The organism is Streptomyces sp. NPDC006487 (assembly GCF_042870555.1).
Lineage (GTDB): Bacteria > Actinomycetota > Actinomycetes > Streptomycetales > Streptomycetaceae > Streptomyces.
Genome location: NZ_JBIAHN010000003.1, coordinates 207,548 through 227,322, shown reverse-complemented (window position 1 = coordinate 227,322; position 19,775 = coordinate 207,548). Strand labels below are relative to the sequence as shown.

General features: G+C 70.5%; 15 protein-coding genes. 10 read left to right on the top strand and 5 right to left on the bottom strand.

Going from position 1 to position 19,775, the window contains the following annotated elements; genetic code table 11:
• Position 1: 1 nt before the first annotated feature.
• The 3 genes from ACFYM0_RS06200 (at position 2) to ACFYM0_RS06190 (ending at position 4,660) form a co-directional block, all read left to right on the top strand.
• Complete coding sequence (locus ACFYM0_RS06200) at positions 2-1,144, top strand: acyl-CoA dehydrogenase family protein (RefSeq protein WP_388497131.1); 1,143 nt, start codon at positions 2-4, stop codon at positions 1,142-1,144.
• A 76-nt stretch (positions 1,145-1,220) separates the two neighbouring features.
• On the top strand, positions 1,221-2,435 hold the full coding sequence (locus ACFYM0_RS06195) for an acetyl-CoA C-acetyltransferase (protein WP_385371577.1): 1,215 nt from the start codon (positions 1,221-1,223) through the stop codon (positions 2,433-2,435).
• A gap of 53 nt (positions 2,436-2,488) precedes the next feature.
• Positions 2,489-4,660, top strand: a complete 2,172-nt coding sequence (locus ACFYM0_RS06190; protein ID WP_388497128.1) for a 3-hydroxyacyl-CoA dehydrogenase NAD-binding domain-containing protein — start codon at positions 2,489-2,491, stop codon at positions 4,658-4,660.
• Positions 4,661-4,788: 128 nt separating this feature from the next.
• Here the strand turns inward: ACFYM0_RS06190 and ACFYM0_RS06185 are convergent, their stop codons facing one another.
• Together ACFYM0_RS06185 and ACFYM0_RS06180 are read right to left on the bottom strand one after the other, a co-directional pair.
• The gene (locus ACFYM0_RS06185; protein ID WP_388497126.1) at positions 4,789-5,460 is read right to left on the bottom strand and encodes a 1,4-alpha-glucan branching protein; all 672 of its coding nucleotides are present in this window, start codon (positions 5,458-5,460) and stop codon (positions 4,789-4,791) included.
• A complete protein-coding gene (locus ACFYM0_RS06180) occupies positions 5,423-6,199 on the bottom strand; it encodes a MerR family transcriptional regulator (RefSeq protein WP_388497123.1) in 777 nt (258 codons plus the stop codon). The genes ACFYM0_RS06185 and ACFYM0_RS06180 overlap by 38 nt, the downstream gene beginning before the upstream one ends.
• A 97-nt stretch (positions 6,200-6,296) precedes the next feature.
• Between ACFYM0_RS06180 and ACFYM0_RS06175 the strand changes: the two genes are divergently transcribed.
• The 4 genes from ACFYM0_RS06175 (at position 6,297) to ACFYM0_RS06160 (ending at position 13,480) form a co-directional block, all read left to right on the top strand.
• Positions 6,297-8,189, top strand: a complete 1,893-nt coding sequence (locus ACFYM0_RS06175) for an AMP-dependent synthetase/ligase (protein WP_388497120.1) — start codon at positions 6,297-6,299, stop codon at positions 8,187-8,189.
• Positions 8,190-8,310: 121 nt separating this feature from the next.
• On the top strand, positions 8,311-9,993 hold the full coding sequence (aspT, locus tag ACFYM0_RS06170) for an aspartate-alanine antiporter (protein WP_388497117.1): 1,683 nt from the start codon (positions 8,311-8,313) through the stop codon (positions 9,991-9,993).
• Positions 9,994-10,036: 43 nt separating this feature from the next.
• On the top strand, positions 10,037-11,740 hold the full coding sequence (gene aspT, locus ACFYM0_RS06165) for an aspartate-alanine antiporter (protein WP_388497115.1): 1,704 nt from the start codon (positions 10,037-10,039) through the stop codon (positions 11,738-11,740).
• A gap of 81 nt (positions 11,741-11,821) precedes the next feature.
• Positions 11,822-13,480: a bifunctional aspartate transaminase/aspartate 4-decarboxylase gene (locus ACFYM0_RS06160; protein WP_388497112.1), complete on the top strand. Its 1,659-nt coding sequence runs from the start codon at positions 11,822-11,824 to the stop codon at positions 13,478-13,480.
• A 311-nt stretch (positions 13,481-13,791) separates the two neighbouring features.
• Here the strand turns inward: ACFYM0_RS06160 and sph are convergent, their stop codons facing one another.
• Together sph and ACFYM0_RS06150 are read right to left on the bottom strand one after the other, a co-directional pair.
• Positions 13,792-14,781, bottom strand: coding sequence for a sphingomyelin phosphodiesterase (gene sph / locus ACFYM0_RS06155; RefSeq protein ID WP_388497110.1), 990 nt, complete (start codon positions 14,779-14,781; stop codon positions 13,792-13,794).
• Between the two features lie 131 nt (positions 14,782-14,912).
• The gene (locus ACFYM0_RS06150; RefSeq protein ID WP_388497107.1) at positions 14,913-15,161 is read right to left on the bottom strand and encodes a hypothetical protein; all 249 of its coding nucleotides are present in this window, start codon (positions 15,159-15,161) and stop codon (positions 14,913-14,915) included.
• 95 nt (positions 15,162-15,256) lie between these two features.
• Between ACFYM0_RS06150 and ACFYM0_RS06145 the strand changes: the two genes are divergently transcribed.
• The gene (locus ACFYM0_RS06145; RefSeq protein ID WP_388497105.1) at positions 15,257-16,120 is read left to right on the top strand and encodes an oxygenase MpaB family protein; all 864 of its coding nucleotides are present in this window, start codon (positions 15,257-15,259) and stop codon (positions 16,118-16,120) included.
• Positions 16,121-16,154: 34 nt separating this feature from the next.
• Here the strand turns inward: ACFYM0_RS06145 and ACFYM0_RS06140 are convergent, their stop codons facing one another.
• A complete protein-coding gene (locus ACFYM0_RS06140; protein WP_388497102.1) occupies positions 16,155-17,681 on the bottom strand; it encodes a M1 family metallopeptidase in 1,527 nt (508 codons plus the stop codon).
• A gap of 296 nt (positions 17,682-17,977) precedes the next feature.
• Here ACFYM0_RS06140 and ACFYM0_RS06135 point away from each other — a divergent pair, with 296 nt between their 5' ends.
• Both ACFYM0_RS06135 and ACFYM0_RS06130 read left to right on the top strand, forming a co-directional pair.
• Entirely contained in the window at positions 17,978-18,553 is a 576-nt protein-coding gene (locus ACFYM0_RS06135; RefSeq protein WP_388497099.1) for a cysteine hydrolase family protein, read from the top strand.
• Between the two features lie 258 nt (positions 18,554-18,811).
• The gene (locus tag ACFYM0_RS06130) at positions 18,812-19,675 is read left to right on the top strand and encodes a hypothetical protein (protein WP_388497096.1); all 864 of its coding nucleotides are present in this window, start codon (positions 18,812-18,814) and stop codon (positions 19,673-19,675) included.
• Positions 19,676-19,775: the final 100 nt, after the last annotated feature.

Sequence of the window (19,775 nt, the reverse complement as noted above, 5' to 3'; positions counted from 1 at the left end):
GATGAAGCGCCAGCTCTTCGACGCCGACCACGAGGCGTTCCGGGAGACCGTCCGCACCTTCCTCACCAAGGAGGTGCTGCCGCACTACGAGCAGTGGGAGAAGGACGGGATCGTCAGCCGCGAGGCCTGGCGGGCCGCGGGCCGGCAGGGACTGCTGGGCCTGGCCGTCCCGGAGGAGTACGGGGGCGGCGGGAACACCGACTTCCGGTACGCGGCGGTGATCGCCGAGGAGTTCACCCGGGCGGGCGCCGCCGGACTCGCGATCGGCCTGCACAACGACATCATCGGGCCGTACCTGACCTCGCTGGCCACCGAGGAGCAGAAGCGCCGCTGGCTGCCCGGCTTCTGCTCCGGCGAGATCATCACGGCCATCGCGATGACCGAGCCGGGCGCGGGCTCCGACCTCCAGGGCATCCGGACCACCGCCGAGGACGCGGGCGACCACTGGGTGCTCAACGGTTCCAAGACCTTCATCTCCAACGGCATCCTCGCCGACCTGGTGATCGTCGTCGCGAAGACCACCCCCGAGGGCGGGGCGCACGGGATGTCGCTGCTCGTCGTGGAGCGCGGCACCGAGGGCTTCGAGCGCGGCCGCAACCTCGACAAGATCGGCCAGAAGGCGCAGGACACCGCCGAGCTGTTCTTCAACGACGTGCGCGTCCCCAAGGAGAACCTGCTCGGCGAACTCAACGGCGCCTTCGTCCACCTGATGACCAACCTCGCGCAGGAGCGGATGGGCATCGCGATGGCCGGCATCGCCGCCGCCGAGTACCTGCTGGAGATCACCACGCAGTACGTGAAGGAGCGCGAGGCCTTCGGGCGGCCGCTCTCCAAGCTCCAGCACGTCCGCTTCGAGATCGCGGAGATGGCCACCGAGTGCGCGGTCACCCGTACCTTCCTCGACCGCTGCATCACCGACCACTCCCACGGGGAACTGGACCACGTCCACGCCTCGATGGCGAAGTGGTGGGCCACCGAACTCCAGAAGCGGGTCGCCGACCGCTGTCTGCAACTGCACGGCGGATACGGATACATGACCGAGTACCGGGTCGCGCGGGCCTTCACCGACGGCCGCATCCAGACCATCTACGGCGGCACGACCGAGATCATGAAGGAGATCATCGGCCGTTCCCTGCTGGGCTGACCTCCCCCTGCCTTCCCTCGACCCTCCCCGTTCCTTGACCCTCCCCACGCCTCCGCACCCCCGAAAGGCTTGACCAGTGAGCACCGAAGCGTACGTATACGACGCGATCCGCACGCCGCGCGGACGGGGCAAGGCCAATGGCTCCCTGCACGGCACCAAGCCGATCGACCTGGTCGTCGGCCTCATCCACGCCCTGCGCGAGCGCAACCCCGGCCTGGACCCCGCCACCATCGACGACATCGTGCTCGGCGTCGTCAGCCCGGTCGGAGACCAGGGCTCCGACATCGCCCGGATCGCGGCGATCGCCGCCGGGCTGCCGGACACCGTCGCGGGCGTCCAGGAGAACCGCTTCTGCGCCTCGGGCCTCGAAGCGGTCAACATGGCCGCCGCTAAGGTCCGCTCCGGCTGGGAGGACCTGGTCCTCGCGGGCGGCGTGGAGTCCATGTCCCGGGTTCCGATGGCCTCGGACGGCGGAGCCTGGTTCAACGACCCCATGACCGGCTGGGACACCGACTTCGTCCCGCAGGGCATCGGCGCCGACCTGATCGCCACGATCGAGGGATTCTCCCGGCGAGACGTGGACGAGTACGCCGCCCTGTCCCAGGAGCGGGCCGCCGCCGCGATCAAGGACGGCCGCTTCGCCAAGTCGGTCGTCCCGGTCACCGACCGCAACGGCCTGGTGGTCCTGGACCACGACGAGTTCGTCCGCCCCGGCACCACCGCCGACACCCTCGCCCGGCTGAAGCCCTCCTTCGCCGACATCGGCGAGCTCGGCGGCTTCGACGCCGTCGCGCTGCAGAAGTACCACTGGGTGGAGAAGATCGACCACGTCCACCACGCGGGCAACTCCTCCGGCATCGTCGACGGCGCCTCCCTCGTCGCGATCGGCTCCCGCGAGGCGGGCGAGCGCAACGGGCTCACGCCCCGCGCCCGGATCGTCTCGGCCGCCGTCTCCGGCTCCGAGCCCACCATCATGCTCACCGGACCCGCCCCGGCCACCCGCAAGGCCCTCGCCAAGGCCGGCCTGACCATCGACGACATCGACCTGATCGAGATCAACGAGGCCTTCGCCGGCGTCGTGCTCCGCTTCGTCAAGGACATGGGCGTCTCCCTCGACAAGGTCAACGTCAACGGCGGCGCCATCGCGCTCGGCCACCCGCTCGGCGCCACCGGCGCGATGATCCTCGGCACCGTCGTCGACGAACTGGAGCGCCAGGACAAGCGCTACGGCCTCGTCACCCTCTGCGTCGGCGGTGGCATGGGCGTCGCCACCATCGTCGAACGCCTCTGAATCCCGTCCTGCATCCCTGCCCCCCCGGACCTTCCGAAACGAAAGCAGTGACCATGAGCGAGTCCACCACGATCCGCTGGGAACAGGACGAGACCGGCGTCGTCACCCTGGTCCTCGACGACCCCAACCAGTCCGCCAACACGATGAACCAGGCCTTCAAGGACTCCATCGCCCGGGTCGCGGACCGCGCCGAGGCCGAGAAGGACTCCATCCGCGGCATCATCTTCACCTCCGCCAAGAAGACCTTCTTCGCGGGCGGCGACCTGAAGGACATGATCCGGCTGCGCCCCGAGCACGCGCAGCTCGCCTTCGACACCGGCACCGAGATCAAGCGCTCGCTGCGCCGCATCGAGACCCTCGGCAAGCCGGTGGTGGCCGCCATCAACGGCGCGGCCCTCGGCGGCGGGTACGAGATCTGCCTGGCCTCCCACCACCGGGTGGCCCTCGACGCGCCCGGCTCCAAGATCGGCCTGCCCGAGGTCACCCTCGGTCTGCTCCCGGCCGGCGGCGGCGTCACCCGGACCGTGCGCCTCATGGGCATCGCCGACGCGCTGCTGAAGGTGCTGCTCCAGGGGACCCAGTACAACCCCCAGCGCGCCCTGGACAACGGCCTGGTGCACGAACTGGCCGCCACGCCGGAGGAGATGCTCGCCAAGGCGCACGCCTTCATCGACGCGAACCCGGAGTCGAAGCAGCCGTGGGACGTCCCCGGCTACAAGATCCCGGGCGGCACTCCGTCCAACCCGCGGTTCGCCGCCAACCTCCCGGCCTTCCCCGCCAACTTGAAGAAGCAGCTGAACGGGGCCCCGTACCCGGCCCCGCGCAACATCCTGGCCTGCGCCGTCGAAGGCGCCCAGGTGGACTTCGAGACGGCACTGACCATCGAGGCCCGCTACTTCACCGAGCTGGTCACCGGGCAGACCGCCAAGAACATGATCCAGGCGTTCTTCTTCGACCTCCAGGCCGTCAACGCCGGCCGCAGCCGCCCGCAGGGCGTGGCACCCCGCAAGGTCACCAAGGTGGCCGTCCTCGGCGCCGGCATGATGGGCGCGGGCATCGCCTACTCCTGCGCCCGCGCGGGCATCGAGGTGGTGCTGAAGGACGTCACCCCCGAGGCCGCCGCCAAGGGCAAGGCGTACTCCGAGAAGCTGCTCGACAAGGCCCTGTCGCGGGGCCGCACCACCGAGGCCAAGCGGGCCGAGCTGCTCGCCCGGATCACCCCGACCGCCGAGCCCGCCGACCTCGCGGGCTGCGACGCCGTCATCGAGGCCGTCTTCGAGGACACCGCCCTCAAGCACAAGGTGTTCCAGGAGATCCAGGAGTTCCTGACTCCCGACGCGCTCCTCTGCTCCAACACCTCCACGCTGCCCATCACGGGCCTCGCGGAAGGGGTTTCGCGGCCCGCGGACTTCATCGGACTGCACTTCTTCTCGCCCGTGGACAAGATGCCGCTGGTCGAGATCATCAAGGGCGAGCGCACCGGCGACGAGGCCATCGCCCGCGCCTTCGACCTCGTACGGCAGATCAACAAGACGCCGATCGTGGTCAACGACTCGCGCGGGTTCTTCACTTCGCGGGTCATCGGCCAGTTCATCAACGAGGGCGTCGCCATGGTCGGCGAGGGCATCGAGCCCGCCTCCATCGAGCAGGCCGCCGCCCAGGCCGGGTACCCGGCCAAGGTGCTCTCCCTGATGGACGAGCTGACCCTGACGCTGCCCCGCAAGATCCGCAACGAGACCCGCAAGGCCTTCGAGGCCGAGGGCCGGGACTGGCCGGAGCACCCGGCCGACACCGTCATCGACCGGATGGTCGACGAGTTCGGGCGCCCCGGGCGCAGCGGTGGCGGCGGGTTCTACGCGTACGACGAGAACGGCAAGCGTGCCGGGATCTGGCCGGGGCTGCGGGAGCACTTCACCAAGGACGGGTACCGGATCCCCTTCGAGGACATGAAGGAGCGGATGCTCTTCTCCGAGGCGCTGGACACCGTCCGCTGCTTCGACGAGGGGGTCCTGACCTCGTACGCCGACGCCAACATCGGCTCCATCATGGGCATCGGCTTCCCGGCCTGGACCGGCGGCGTGATCCAGTACATCAACGGCTACGAGGACGGCCTCGCCGGCTTCGTGGCCCGCGCCCGCGAGCTGGCCGAGAAGTACGGCGAGCGCTTCGCCCCGCCCGCCTCCCTGGTGGCGAAGGCCGAGCGGGGAGAGACGTACGCCGACTGAGCCTCCGGGACGGACCTGACGGACCTGACGGACCTCACGGACCGAAACCGGACCTGACGGACCGACGGACCCGACGGCCGGCGCGCGGTTCCGGGGCATCCGGCCCCGGAACCGCGCGTCCGTGCACCTCAGTTGGTGGAGTGCCCGGCGGTACGCAGCTCCGCGAACGGGCCCCGGTAGGACGCGCCGTCCAGCGTGGTCCAGCCGGCGGTGAGCCGGCCCACGATCTCCGAAGCGTCCTGCGGACCGGCGTCCCCGGGCCGCAGGACGCGGGTCAGGCCGAGCACGAGGCCGCCCGGCAGCCGCACGTCCGTGCCCCGTGCGGTGTCGGTGACTTCCGGCCACGCCTGGGGGGCGGCCGGAAGCTCGGGGCCCTCGTACCACGCGGTGACCGAGGGGTCGCTCACTCCGCTGTCGCTCTGGTCCTGCGCCACGGCGCGGCCCTGGAGCAGGGCGACCAACTGGCCCACGAGCACCGGGTCGTGGGCGCCGTCGTAGATCCAGCGGGTGCCGAGCACCCCGTGCTCGGAGGTGCCCACCAGAGCGGCTCCGGCCCCGTCGAGCGGGGCTCCGCGGTAGGTCAGCGGCACGAGGTAGGAGGTTTCCCGGCCGCCCGAGTGGTCGGTGAGCACCATGAACTCGATGCCGACCTCACCCTCGGGGTCGTCGAGCCGGAACCCGCCCGAGCGGTCGAGCTCGGGGGTGTGTCCGGTGGACGCGTACCACGGCCGCGTCGGGAGCCAGGCAGTCAGAAGCTCCGTCTTACCGGGCTTCATGGTGGTCTTGTAGATCATCGCCATGGCCGGAATCTACCGGCTCCGAGACGAAGGCGGCCCGCAATTCCTCCTTCAGCGAGCGCTGGAAAGCGGTCACCAGGGCCTGCACCACCATCGGCTGCATGTGCGCGGACAGCGCCTTCATCGACTCCACCCGCTCCGGGTCGCTCTCGCCCTCCGTGAACGGCCCCCACACCTCGTCGCGGAACAGCGCGGTCAGCTGGTGCGCCGCCGTCCGTGCGTGCCCGAGCAGCACCTCGCGCGCGACCAGGATCGTCTCGTGGGCGATCGGTACGTCGAGCAGCGCGACCCCGAGCCGCAGCAGCCCCATGTCCACCCGGAAGCCCTCCGGGGTCGGCGACAGCACGTTCATGGCCGTCAGGCGCCGGATGTCGGTCTCCGTCAGGGACCGCCCGGCCCGCTTCTCCAGCTCCGCGCGCGAGGAGTCCAGCGCGGCGTCCGGGGCCCAGGTCGCCACCAGTGCGCGGTGGATGGCCAGATCGTGCGCGCTCAGATCGTCGGGCAGGGCGTCGAGGTAGCGCTCGATGGCGGAGAGGGTCATGCCCTGGTGCTGCAACTCCTCGATGAGCGCGAGGCGGGACAGGTGCTCCGGGCCGTAGCGGCCCACCCGACGGGGTCCGATCACGGGAGGGGGCAAAAGCCCGCGGGTGCTGTAGAACCGTACGGTGCGGACGGTCACACCCGCCCTGGCCGCCAGCTCGTCGACGGTCAGCGACGCCGGCTCCGGTGCCTGGGTGGTCATGGGCTCTCCGCCTTGCTCTCTGATCAGCGCGTCGACACGGTTCGTGTTCAACAGTATTGCTGTCGCACCAACGATGTGAAACGGCGAGGAGCTGCCCATGCCCACGGAACTGCGACTGCCCGCACCCCCCGACGAGCTCACCCTGCCCGCCCTGCTGGCGCGCAACGCCGCCGAGTACGGCGCACTGCCCGCCCTCTCGTGGCGCGAAGGCCCCGACGGCACGGCCTGGACCACCCTCAGCTGGTCGGACGTCCGCCGCAAGGTGGCCGTCCTCGCCGCCGGTTACGCCTCCCTGGGCGTCGAACGCGGCGAGCACGTCCTGCTGATGATGGGCAACCGCCCCGAGCACTGGCTCAGCGACCTCGCCCTGGTCCACCTGGGAGCCGTCCCCGTCACCGTGTACGGAACCTCCGCGCCCGAGCAGATCGCCCACATAGCCCGCCACAGCCGCGCCAGGCTCGCCGTGGTCGAGGGGGCCCGGGAGCTGGCCCGGTGGGAGCCGCTGCTGGCCGACCCCGCGACCCCGCTGGAACGACTCGTCGTGGCCGAGGCCTCCGAAGCGGGCCCGCACCCGACGTACGCGTCGGTGTACGCCGGCGGAGTCCACCTGCACCGCTCCGAGGCCTTCGAGAAGGCCTGGCGGGAGTCTCGCTCCGAGGACCCGCTGACCGTCGTCTACACCTCGGGCACCACCGGCGACCCCAAGGGGGTGCGCCTGACCCACCGCAACATCGTGCTCCAGTCCGTCCGCCTCGACCTGCACGTCGAGCTGCCCGAGCACGCCGAGCACCTCTGCTACCTGCCCTTCGCGCACATCGCCGAGCGGATCCTCGGCATCTACCTCCCGCTCCTGCGGGCCGCCCACGTCCGGCTGTGCGCCGACCCGGCGGCCGTGTCGGTCGCGGTGCGCGAGCTGCACCCGGTGCAGTTCTTCGGGGTGCCCCGGGTGTGGGAGAAGCTGGCCGCCTCCGTACGGGCGGTGCTGGGGCGGCTGCCCGAAGAGCAGCGCCGGGCCATCGAAGCCGCCAACGACCTGGCGCGGGAGCGGGCGGGGCACCGGGAGCGCGGCGAGGAGGTCCCGGCCGGGCTCGAAGCCTCGTACGCCGGGGCCAAGGAGCGCGTGCTGGACCCGCTGCTGACGCTGGCCGGGCTGGACCGCCTCGTCTGGACGGCCAGCGCCACGGCGCCGATGCCGATCGACGTGGTCCGCTTCTGGGCGGGCTGGGGGATCACCATCATGGACGCGTGGGGGCTGACCGAGACCTCCGGCGTGTGCACGGTCAACAGCCCCGATGCCTTCCGGCTGGGCTCGGTGGGCCGCCCGATCGCCGGGCTGGAGCTGCGGATCGCCGAGGACGGGGAGATCTTCACGCGCGGAGAGACCGTCTTCGGCGGGTACCTCCGCCCGGACGGCTCGGTGGAGAGCGCCTCCGACGAGGCGGGCTGGTTCCCGACGGGGGACGTCGGGCGGCTCGACGAGGACGGGTTCCTCTGGCTGACCGACCGCAAGAAGGAACTGATCATCACCTCGAACGGGAAGAACGTCTCGCCCGCCCTGGTGGAGAACACCGTCAAGGAACACCCGCTGATCGGGCAGGCGCTGGTGCACGGAGACGGCCACTCCTACCTCGTCGCCCTCCTCGTCCTGGACCCCGAACTCGCCCCGGCCTGGGCGCAGGCCCGCGGCATCGAGGCCGCCACGCCCGCGGAGCTCGCCGCGCACCCGGCCGTACGGGAGGAGATCGCCCGGGCCGTCGAAGCCGCCAACGCCCGGCTCAACCGCACCGAGCAGATCAAGCGCTACCGGCTGCTGACCGAGGAGTGGGGTCCGGAGTCGGGGGAGCTGACCCCCTCCCTGAAACTGCGCCGCCGGGTGATCCGGGAGAAGTACGCGGAGCTGATCGACGGGCTGTACGCGGAGCCGCATTCCGCGCCGCATTCCGAGCTGCCATCCGTGCCGCCATCCGGGCAGGAGCACGAAGCTTCGTAGGAAGGTCCGTCACACGAACGGCCCTGCCCGGTGGGCGGATGATCGCCCACCGGGCAAGGGTGAGGGAATGTGTATATGCCCTGAATTCGCCACGCCGCCCGGCAAGGGCGGCTGATCGCCCATGGGTGTGCTGCAAGACCATCCCGAACTCGCCCTGTTCCTCTGCCTCGCGGCCGGCTACCTCCTCGGCAAGGTGCGCGTCGGCCCGATCACCCTCGGCGGCATCTGCGGCACGCTGATCGTGTCGCTGCTGCTCGGCGCCTGGGCCAAGATCGAGATCGACGCAGATGTGAAGACGATATTCTTCGCGCTCTTCATCTTCGCACTCGGCTACATGGCCGGACCGCAGTTCTTCGCCAACCTCAACCGCAAGAGCCTGCGCTTCTTCGCGCTCTGCTTCATCGAGCTGGTCAGCGTGCTCGGCCTGGCCTACCTGCTGGCCAAGGCCTTCGACCTCGACGTCGGCACCGCCTCCGGCATCCTCGCCGGAGCCGCCACCGAATCGGCTGTGGTCGGCACCGCCACCGAGGCGATCGGCAAACTGCCCGACCTGACCGCGGAGCAGATCTCCACGTACCAGGGCCACGTGGCCACCGCGTACACGGTCTGCTACCTCTTCGGGCTGGTCACCATCGTCATCTACACCAGCCAGATCATGCCGATGCTCCTCCGGGTCAACCTGGCGGACGCCTCGCGAGAGCTGTGGGAGAAGATGCGCGGCGGCGGCTCCGGCGGCCTCGAGAGCGACGAGCGCGAGTCCATGCCCGGCCTGGTCGGGCGTACCCACCTGGTCACCCTCGCCGACGGCCGCACCGTCGGGAACCTGGAGGCGGCCTTCGGCGGCGGGGTCACCGTGGAGGCCGTCCGGCGCGGCTCCAAGGACCTCACGCCCGCCCCGGATCTCGAACTCGTCCTCTCCGACCTCGTCCTCGTGGTCGGCCGGCGCTCCGAGGCCATCGCGGCGGGCCGGGCCATCGGCCCGGAGACCCCCGGCATCCCGGGGGTGGACACCCCGCTGGCCACCCGGCAGGTCGCCATGACCGACAAGTCGGTCGCCGGCAAGTCGCTGGACGAGATCCGCTCCACCCACGCGGAGTTCGGGCGCAGCGGCGTGTACGTGACCGACGTGCTCCGGGGCGAGCAGCACCTGCCCGCCAACCCGGACACCGTCGTCGAGCGCGGTGACGTCGTCACCCTCGTGGGCGCCCGCTCGGGCCTGAACCGGATCGTGGCGAAGATCGGCACGGTGGCCAAGAACGACTCCACCGACTTCATCTACCTCGGTTTCGGCATTGCGCTCGGCTCGCTCATCGGCCAGCTCGTGGTCCGCCTCGGCGGGGTCCCGCTCTCGCTCGGCACCGGCGGCGGCTGCCTGATCTCGGGTCTGCTCTTCGGCTGGTTCCGCTCCCGCAGGCAGACCTTCGGCGCCTTCCCGCCGCAAGCCGCCACCACCATCAAGGACATGGGGCTCGCGGTGTTCATCGCCTGCACCGGGCTGACCTCGGGTCCGCAGGCCTGGCCGCTGCTCAAGGAGTACGGAGCCCTGCTGCCGTTCGCCGGGATCGCCATGGTCCTCGTACCGGCCACGATCTCGCTGGTCGTCGGGCGCAAGCTCCTGAAGATCGAGAAGCCGTTGCTGATCGGCGCCATCGCCGGCCAGCAGTGCTCCACACCGGCCATCACCTCGGTCACGCAAGTGGCCCAGAGCTCGGTGCCGATGCTCGGCTACACGATCACCTACGCGCTCTCCAACTTCCTGCTCCCACTGACCGGACCGATCCTCGTCGGGATCCTAGGCGCCTGACGGCGCCCGCCCACGCCCCCAACCCCACCCGGACGGCGTCCACATGATCGACTTCCTGAACAGGAACATCTTCCAGCCACACCCCGAACTCCTGGTCTTCATCACCGTCGCGATCGGGTTCCTCGTCGGGAAGCTGCGCTGGAAGGCCATCGGGCTGGGCGCCGTCACCGGCTGCCTCATCGTCGGACTCGTCTTCGGAGCCCAGTTCAAGATCACCATCGACGGGACCGTGAAGAACCTCTTCTTCACGATGTTCCTCTTCGCCCTCGGCTACAAGGTCGGGCCGCAGTTCTTCCGCGGCCTGAAGAAGGACGGCCTCCCGCAGGTCCTCAACGCGGTCATCGTCTGCGTCACGGGCCTGCTGGTGTCCTGGGGGTTCGCCGTCATGCTCGGCTACGGTCCGGGGCTCAGCGCCGGTCTGCTGGGCGGCGCGCTCACCCAGTCCGCCGTCATCGGCGTGGCCCAGGACGCGATCGGGAACCTGCCGGGCCTCTCGGCCGACCAGATCAAGGAACAGCAGGACTTCGTCGCCGTCGGCTACGCGGTCACCTACCCGCTCGGCACCATCCTCTGCGCGATGCTCCTGGCCAACGTGCTGCCCCGGCTCTACCGGCGCAACCTCGCGGCCGAGAGCGCCCGGATCGCCAAGGAGATGGACGCTCCCAGCGACAACCCCGATCTGCACGAGGGCTACTACGAGATCGTCCTGCGGGCCTACACCATCCAGCGGCCCGATCTCGTCGGCCGGACCATCGACGACTTCGAGAACCAGCAGAAGGCACTGGGCCACCGCATCTACCTCACCCGGGTCCGCCGGGACGGGCGGATCCTCGACCACACCCAGCAGACCACGCTGCTCGAGGGCGATGTCGTCGCCGTCAGTGCCCTGCGCGGATCCCTGGTCGACTTCGACGCCCGCACCCACATCGGCCCCGAGACCGACGACGTCGAACTGCTCGGCTACCAGACCGAGACGCTGCACGTGGTCGCCTCGGAGAAGGCGCAGATGGGCAAGACCATCGCCGAGCTGCGGGCCGAGCCCTTCATGGTCGGGGTCTTCATCGACAAGCTCTACCGCTCCGGCGCGGAGTTCCCCTACCGGCTCTCCACCCCGCTGGAGCGCGGTGACACCGTGATCCTCAGCGGCCCCAAGCGGCTCGTCGACCCGGCCGGCAAGGCCATCGGCAAGCCGGTGCCCACCAGCTTCGCCACCGACATGATCTGGGTGGGCCTCGGCATCTTCCTCGGTGGCTGCCTGGGCATCCCGGCGCTCACCGCGGGCGGGGTCCCGATCTCGCTGTCCACCTCGGGCGGCGCGCTCATCATGGGCCTGGTCTTCGGCTGGATCCGCGGCAAGTACCCGACGTACGGCAACGTCCCGCCCGGCGCCCAGTGGTTCATGGACACCCTCGGGCTCTGCCTGTTCGTCGCGGTCGTCGGCATCAACGCCGGGCCCAGCTTCACCAGCGGGCTGGCCACCGCCGGCTGGGGGCTGCTGCTCTTCGGAGCCATCGCCACGCTGATCCCGCTCCTCGTCGGCTTCCTCGTCGGCCACCACGTCCAGAAGATCCGCTTCCCGATCCTGATGGGCGTCCTCGCGGGCGGCCAGACCACCACGGCGGCGATCGGCGCGGTCAACGAACAGTCCAAATCGCAGGTGCCGACGCTCGGTTACACGATCCCCTACGCGATCAGCAACGTGCTGCTGACCATCTGGGGCGCCGTCATCGTCATCCTCAATCACTGACCGACCGCTGCGCGCGCTCTGAACGACCCCTCGACGCAAAGCCCCTCGAACCAAAGCCCCCTCGAACCAAAGGAAGCCACCGTGCCGAAGACCACCTTCAGCCGCGAGGAGATCCAGTCCTTCGCGCAGCTCAGCCCCTTCGAGCTGAAGGACAAGTTCATCCAGCTCGCCACGGCCGCCCAGGCCGACAAGCCGGGGCAGAAGGACACCACCGCCCGCGCCATGCTCAACGCGGGCCGCGGCAACCCGAACTGGATCGCCACCGGGCCGCGCGAGGCCTTCTACGCGCTCGGCTACTTCGCGCTGGAGGAGTCCCGGCGGGTGTGGACCGCCGACAACCTCGGCGGGATGCCGGAGAAGAAGGGCATCGGGGAGCGCTTCGAGTCCTGGGCCCGGCGCCACCCCGACCTGCCGGGCGTGGAGATGCTGTCCGCCTGCGTCCAGTACGCCCTGAAGCGCTGGCCGTTCGACAAGGACGCCTTCGTGCACGAGCTGACCGACTCCATCACGGGCGACAACTACCCGGTCCCGGACCGGATGCTGACCCACGCGGAGCACATCGTGCGGGGCTACGTCGCCGACGAGATGTTCGGCAAGAAGCCGCCGGAGGGCAACAACCTGTCGCTGTTCGCGACCGAGGGCGGCACCGCCGCCATGTGCTACATCTTCGACTCCCTGATGAAGAACGGGATCCTGAAGAAGGGCGACAAGATCGCCCTGATGACCCCGGTGTTCACCCCGTACATCGAGATCCCCGAGCTCGACACCTTCGAGTTCGAGGTGGTCAACGTCTCCGCGAGCCTGTTCGCCGAGACCGGCGTGCGCCAGTGGCGCTACCCGGAGGAGGAGGTGGCCAAGCTGGCCGACCCCTCCGTGAAGCTCGTCTGCCTGGTCAACCCGTCCAACCCGCCCTCGCTCGCGCTGAGCGACCGGGTGGCGAACCAGATCAAGGACATCGTCGCCACCACCAACCCGAACCTGCTGATCGTCACGGACGACGTGTACGGCACCTTCGTCCCCGGCTTCCGCTCGATCGCCGCCGACCTGCCCCGCAACACCCTGCTCGTGTACTCGTACTCCAAGCACTACGGCTGCACCGGCTGGCGGCTCGGCGTCATCGGGCTGCACGACGGCAACGTCATCGACGACATGGTCGCGGGCTTCCCCCAGGAGCAGAAGGACCGCCTGGCCAAGCGGTACGGCACCCTCAGCCTGGAGCCGGAGAAGATCCGTTTCATCGACCGGCTCGTCGCGGACTCCCGTTCGGTGGCCCTCAACCACACGGCCGGCCTCTCACTGCCGCAGCAGACGATGATGGTGCTCTTCTCGCTCTTCGACATGCTGGACGAGGGCCAGGCGTACAAGGAGCGCATCCGGCAGATCGTCCACCGCAGGCTTGACCTGCTGCTGGAGGGCGCCCAGATGAAGATCTCCGAGGACGACAAGCGGGCCGGGTACTACATCGAGCTCGACCTGCTGGCCGAGGCGGAACGGGTCCACGGCAAGGACTTCGCGGACTTCCTGGAGAAGAACTACGAGCCGGTCGACCCGCTGTTCCGGCTCGCCGAACAGACCTCGGTGGTCCTCCTCAACGGCGGCGGCTTCGACGGCCCCCAGTGGTCGGTGCGCGTCTCGCTGGCGAACCTCGACGACCTGGACTACCTGAAGATCGGCCACCACCTGCGGGCGATCTTCAACGACTACGCGAGCGAGTGGGAGCGGGCGAAGGCGAACGACTGACGGCTGACGGCTGCGGCTCGAGCCCGAGGCCCGAGCCCGAGGCCCGACGGAAGGGGGGTGGGGGGGGGGGGGGGGGGCGGCGCCCCCCCCGCCCCCAAACCCCCGCCGGGGCGCGGGGGGGGGGGGCCCCCGGCCCCGGGGGGGGGGGGCCCGCGCCGGGCGAGACACGCTAAAAAAGCCAACGCGGAGGGGCGGCGCCGGCCCCCCCCCCCCCCCCCGCGGCCGGGGGGGGGGGGGGGCCCCCCGGGCGCCGGCCCCCCACCCCCCTTTCCCATGACCCGGAGGCGGATCGGCGGCGGGTCAGCGGCCGATCAGCGGCCGATCAACGGGTAGTGGTCGCTGAGGTTGTTGTAGGTGTACGAGGTGCCCCAGCTGGAGACCGTCCAGGGCGCCGACTGCTCCAGGACCACGTTGTTCTCCCAGTTCGCCGGGCGGGCGTTGCCCTTGCGGTAGAGCACGTAGTCCAGGTCCTCGCGCGGGTCGGTCGGGTAGCGGTAGTTCGCTATCGAGTTCAGCGCGGTGTCGAAGGAGTACGTGTGCCCGGTGCGGGTGTCGGAGGCCGCCAGGTCGGCGTTGGCCAGCATGGTGGCGAGCTCCGGGGTGCGCGAGTCGACGTTCATGTCGCCCGCCACGATGACCTGCTCGCTCGCCGGGATGTTCTTGCCGTCCAGGAACGCGTCGATGTTCCGGAACTGGCGGGCGCGCATCTCCGCCGCCTCGCCCGCGCCACAGCCCGGGTCGGTGGACTGGGCGTGGGTGCCGACCACGTGGACCTTGGTGCCGTTCACGTTCAGCACGACGTAGGCGAAGCCCTTGTTGGACCACCAGTCGGCGCCGCAGGCGTCCTTGTAGACCACCTGCTCCTTGCGCACGATCGGCCACTTGCTGACGATCGTGACGCCGCCGTCCTCCGGGGCGGTGGAGGAGTAGGCGCCGCCCGTGGCGTCCCAGCCGCTCTTGCTGCGGCCCACGACGGGGGTCTGGTACGGGTACTGCGCGGCCGAGTTGGCCTTCAGCGCGTCGGAGGCGCCGTTGTCGAAGGCCTCTTGCAGCACGACCACGTCGTGGCCCTGGTACCAGGAGGCCTTGGGGATCTCGGCCGCCCGGTGGTCCTGGCCCCAGTTGGGGTACAGGCTCTTGCTCATCAGGAACGCGTTGTACGACAGGACGCTGAGCCGCGGTGCGGCGGCGCTCTCGGCCGCGGTGGCGGCCGGAGTCGTCGTCAGGGCGAGCGATCCGACGGCGATCGCGGCGACGGCCGCGGCGGCGGTACGGGCCCTGCGGGGCTGGATCTGGGGCATGGAGGTCTCCCTCGTTCCTGTGGGGGAAGATCGGCTCCGCCATCCAAGCAGCCAGGGTTACTTCGCGGTAACACCTGTGACACGGGTTTCTGGACGCAGTCGTACTTCTTAGGGGTTCCGGGCCCGCGCCCTCAGCCGGCCCGCCGGTCGTCGTCCTGCGCGGAGGTCCAGGTGAAACCACCGAGACCGCCCGCTCCGGGCCCGCCGGAAGGGTCGGAGGCGCCGGAGGCGTTCTCCCGGTGCCGCCCGAACCGCAGGAGGAAGTACGGCACCGCGAACAGCGCGAAGAGCACCGCGAAGACCAGGGCCAGCGTCACGGCGGTGCCGGCAAGCATCCAGGGCGCCAGGGACTTCAGCACGGCCTCGGGGGACAGGTTCATGGCCGCAGGATGCACCGTCCACAGGGTCCGGCGGAAGCCGCCGGACCCCCTGCATACTGGGAGAACGGCAGTTTCGACACCTCGGGAGCACACGGATGGGCACGAAGGAGCAGAGCGACCCCGAACCCCCGCCGCCCGGGGGAGTGCTCTGGACCATCGCCGGAGACGTCCGCGCGCTGCTCATGCTGCCCGCCGCCTTCACCATGCAGGTCGCCCACCCCGCCATCGGCGCCGGGGTCGACGAGCACTCGGTCTTCCGCACCGACCCCTGGGGCCGCGGCGAGCGCTCCCTGCGCTCCGTCCAGCTGTGGGTCTACGGCGGGGCGGACGCCGCGGCCGAGGGACGCCGGGTGCGCCGCCTGCACAAGGAGATCCAGGGCACCGACACCCGGGGGCGCCGCTACCACTCCCTCGACCCGGCCTGCTACGCCTGGGTGCACGCCACCGGCTTCCCGGTCTACCTGTACGCGGGCCGTTACCTGCTGCGGCCCTTCACCCCCGCCCAGGAGCGCAGGCTCTACCAGGAGTGGCTCCAGGTCGGCCGCATCCTCGGCCTGCGCGACCGGGACATGCCGCAGAGCATCGAGGAGTACTGGCCGTACTACCACCGGATGCTGGCCGAGGAGATCGAGCCCACCAAGGTCGCCCGTGAACTCCTCGCCACCGACGCGCCCTTGCCCCGCCCCGCCGGAGGCGCGCTGCCGGTCCGTCTGCTGCTGCGCCTGACATGGCCCGTCCTGCGGGCCGCCTTCCTGCACTTCCGGGCCTTCGTCACCGCCGGCTACATGCCGCCCGAGGCGCGCGCCGCCATCGGCCTGGAATGGACCCCGGCCCAGGAGCGCCGCCTGCGCCGTTTCAGCACGGCCGTACGCCTCCTCGTACCCCTCCTGCCGGAGCGCCTGCGCTACCTCCCGATCGCCCGCGCCGCCCGGGCGCGCGTACGCGCCGCCGCCCGCTGAGGGGCGGCGGCGCGCGGCTTCGCGGGGCGTCGGGTCAGTGGTCGTGCACGGAGTCCGTCGCGGAGATCTTCTTCCAGGACTTCGGCTCGGCAGCCGGCTTGGCGGCCGGGGAGCGCAGGGTACGGGTGCCCGGAGTCGCGGCAGGCAGCTTCTTCGTCGTGTTCAGCGCGGAGGCGTCCGGCTTGCCCGGGGTGTAGAGCCAGGTCTCGAAGAGCTGCGCGAGCGGCTGGTTCGAGATCTTCTCCGCGTAGCGGACGAAGTCGCCGACCTTGGCGTTGCCGTAGGCGCGCTCGGTCGGCCAGCCCTTCAGGATCCGGAAGAACTTCTCGTCGCCGATCTGGTTGCGCAGGGCCTGGAGGGCGATCGCCCCGCGGTCGTAGACGGCGCCGTGGAACTGGTTCTCCGGACCCGGGTCACCCGGCTTGACCTGCCAGAACGGGTCCTCGGCCGGCCGCAGGCCGTACGCCCACTCCGCGAGCTCCTGAGCGGTGCCCTCGCCCTCCTTCTCCGACCAGAGCCACTGGCTGTAGCGGGCGAAGCCCTCGTTGACCCAGATGTCCTTCCAGCCGTCGACCGACACGCTGTCCCCGTACCACTGGTGGGCCAGCTCGTGCACGACCACGGACACGTTCGCGCCGTTCGCGAACTGCCGGGGACTGTAGAACGGCCGGGTCTGCGTCTCCAGCGCGAACCCGGTGGGCACGTTCGGCACGTAACCGCCGAGCGCGTTGAAGGGGTACGGACCGAACACCCCCTCCAGCCACTCCGCGACCTCACCGGTCCGCTCCACGCTGGCGCGCGCCGCGCCCGCGTTGTCGCCGAGGTCCTGGCTGTAGGCGTTCAGGATCGGCAGCCCGCTCGCCGTCTTGTCGGTGGTGATGTCGAACTTGCCGATGGCGAGGGTGGCCAGGTACGTGGCCTGCGGCTTGTTCGAGCGCCAGTTGTACCGGGTCCAGCCCAGCCGCGAACTCTGGGACTGCAGCACGCCGTTGCTGATGGCCTGGGTGCCGTCGGGCACGTTCACCGACACGTCGAAGGTGGCCTTGTCGAGCGGGTGGTCGTTGCTCGGGAACCACCAGATCGCCGAATCGGGCTCCTGCGCGGCGATGCCGCCGTCCGGGGTGCGCTGCCAGGCGGTGAAGCCGTCGACCTTGAACTCCGAGGGCTTGCCCGCGTACTTGACGACCACGCTCGACTGCTTGCCGCGCGGGAGCGGGGTGGCCGGGGTGACCTCCAGCTCCTGGGTGCCGGACTTGGCGAACTTCGCCTTGACCCCGTTCACCCGGATCTCGCTGACGTCCAGACCGAAGTCCAGGTTGAAGCGGGACAGGTCCTGCTTCGCGGTGGTGAGCAGGGTGGCGGTGCCCTCCAGCAGGTCGGTCTTCGGCTGGTACTGGAGGCGCAGGTCGTAATGGGACACCTCGTACCCGCCGTTTCCGCTGGCCGGGTAGTAGGGATCGCCGATACCCGGTGCGCCCGGAACGGAGCTCGCCGCCGACGCCGGGATCACCAGCAGAAGGGAGGCGGCGAGCACGCTCGGGGCGATGACTTTGCGGTGCACCTTTGACTCCAAAGGGGTTGGGGAGTGGCTTCCGTTCGACCGTATTCACGCCCGGGACCCCACGTCATGGCTACGGCGCCTCCTGTCACACGATCGCCACGCGTCTGAAAGACGCCCGTGCGGAACGCGCCCGATCCGGGCCGCCGAGACACCCCGCGCACTGCTCCCGGCCTGCGTGGATCGATGTCCTGATCTGCGGTTCAGCCGTCATTGCCCGCGCGTTCGCGGCGTCCTAGCGTTGTCGTCGTGGCCCCCGAGTCGGCCGCAAACCCCACCCTCGCGAGAACGGCACCCCCATGGCTACCACCACCCTGCGTCAGCTCAACGGCTTCGACGAGACCCCCGCGACCTTCGAGGACGCCGTCCTGGTCCTCGTCGACTACCAGAACACCTACACCGGCGGCGTCATGGAACTCGACGGCTGGGAACCCGCGCTGGCCTCCGCCTCCCGGCTCCTGGCCCGGGCCCGCGAGGCCGGCACCCCCGTCGTCCACGTCCGGGACGGCGGATACGGCGTCGACACCGAGCCGGGCACCCTTCACGCCTCGGTCGAACCCCTGGCCGGCGAGGCCGTCGTCACCAAGTCCGTCCCGAACGGCTTCCACCGCACCGATCTCCACGAGATCATCGAGGCCACCGGCCGCAAGAACCTGATCATCGCCGGGTTCATGACCAACATGTGCACCCTCTTCACCACCGAGGGCGCCTTCCTGCACGGCTACGCCCCGACGGTCGTCGCCGACGCCTCGGCGACGCGAGCGCTGGAAAGCCCGGCCGGCGCCCTGACCGCGCGGCAGATCCACCAGGCTGCCCTCGCCACGGTCGCCGAGCTCTACGGAGTGGTCGTCGCCACCGGAGCCGAACTGAAGTGACTTCCGCTCCCCTCCCCAAAGGAGGAGGTTGCCACCACGGCCGTCCGACCGTCTCGGTGGTGATACGTCGGCAAGGCCCGTTTCCGTAGCCGCGGAGCGATGGCGGTCCTTCTGCTCATCAGTCAGCGGCCCCCTACTCCGTTCCATCCCTTCGACGGACGGGGTCGGAGAGGGGGTTTCCGCAGCGCGGGCCCCGGTCCACGGGAGGCGCGGCGCCCCGCACTTCTCTCCATACCAAGCAGTCGTTAGCCTGCCCGCATGACTCTTCCGGAGCACGCCGCCCGCAGCTGCTGGCACGGGGCGATCAACCCGCTGCACTCCACCGTCTACTTCTCGCCCGACCTCGGCAAGGAATTCGCCGCCCTCGGGATCACCGACCGCAACGCCGTCAACCTCGCCTCCCGCTCCGCGGCCATGGGCGCGGTCGCCGCTGGCACGGTGACGGCCACCTTCTACAACTACCGCCACGACCTCATCGCCCGGCACCTGCCCGCCGTCTGGGACATCGCCACCCCCGGGCAGGTCCTCGCCGCCCGGCTGCGGGCCGCGGACAGCACGCTGCGCCGTCTCCTCGGCGAGGAGACCATCGCCTCCCCCGAGATCGCCGAGGCCGCCGAACTGGCGATGCGCGCGACCGAGGCCTGTACCCGGCACGCCCGTACGCTCTACTCGGCCCACGCGGACCTCCCCGTACCCGAGGAGCCCCACCTCAGGCTGTGGCACGCCACCACCCTGCTGCGCGAACACCGCGGCGACGGGCACCTCGTCGCCCTGCTCACCCTCGGTCTGGACCCGGTCGAGGCCCTGGTCAGCCACACGGCCAGCGGCCACGGCATGACGCCGAAGTACCTGAAGTACATCCGCGGGTGGGACCAGTCCGACCTGGACGCGGCCGCTGGCCGGCTGCGCGAGCGCGGCCTGCTCGACGCCGGGGGCGAGCTCACGCCCGAGGGAGCGGAGCTGCGCGAAGCCCTGGAGACCGAGACCGACCGCCTGGACGCGGCTCCGTACGAGCACCTCGGCGCGGCCGCGGTCGCCCGGCTCGCGGAGATCGGCGGCGGTTTCACCCTCCAGGCCTTCGTCGCCGGAGCCTTCCCCCGGGACCTCATGGGCAAGGCCTGAGACCCGGACCGGGCCCGGCTCCCGACGTCCGCCGCCGCCACCTGCCACAATTGGCAGCCTTCCGACGCAGCACGCTGCAGGCTGCACGCACCACGCAGCT

Coding starts and splice junctions, on each gene's coding strand:
- ACFYM0_RS06145 (WP_388497105.1), top strand. CDS start 15,257: ATGGGCACGAAGGAGCAGAGCGACCCCGAACCCCCGCCGCCCGGGGGA.
- ACFYM0_RS06180 (WP_388497123.1), bottom strand. CDS start 6,199: ATGACCACCCAGGCACCGGAGCCGGCGTCGCTGACCGTCGACGAGCTG.
- ACFYM0_RS06200 (WP_388497131.1), top strand. CDS start 2: ATGAAGCGCCAGCTCTTCGACGCCGACCACGAGGCGTTCCGGGAGACC.
- ACFYM0_RS06190 (WP_388497128.1), top strand. CDS start 2,489: ATGAGCGAGTCCACCACGATCCGCTGGGAACAGGACGAGACCGGCGTC.
- aspT (WP_388497117.1), top strand. CDS start 8,311: ATGGGTGTGCTGCAAGACCATCCCGAACTCGCCCTGTTCCTCTGCCTC.
- ACFYM0_RS06175 (WP_388497120.1), top strand. CDS start 6,297: ATGCCCACGGAACTGCGACTGCCCGCACCCCCCGACGAGCTCACCCTG.
- ACFYM0_RS06130 (WP_388497096.1), top strand. CDS start 18,812: ATGACTCTTCCGGAGCACGCCGCCCGCAGCTGCTGGCACGGGGCGATC.
- aspT (WP_388497115.1), top strand. CDS start 10,037: ATGATCGACTTCCTGAACAGGAACATCTTCCAGCCACACCCCGAACTC.
- ACFYM0_RS06185 (WP_388497126.1), bottom strand. CDS start 5,460: ATGGCGATGATCTACAAGACCACCATGAAGCCCGGTAAGACGGAGCTT.
- ACFYM0_RS06150 (WP_388497107.1), bottom strand. CDS start 15,161: ATGAACCTGTCCCCCGAGGCCGTGCTGAAGTCCCTGGCGCCCTGGATG.
- ACFYM0_RS06135 (WP_388497099.1), top strand. CDS start 17,978: ATGGCTACCACCACCCTGCGTCAGCTCAACGGCTTCGACGAGACCCCC.
- sph (WP_388497110.1), bottom strand. CDS start 14,781: ATGCCCCAGATCCAGCCCCGCAGGGCCCGTACCGCCGCCGCGGCCGTC.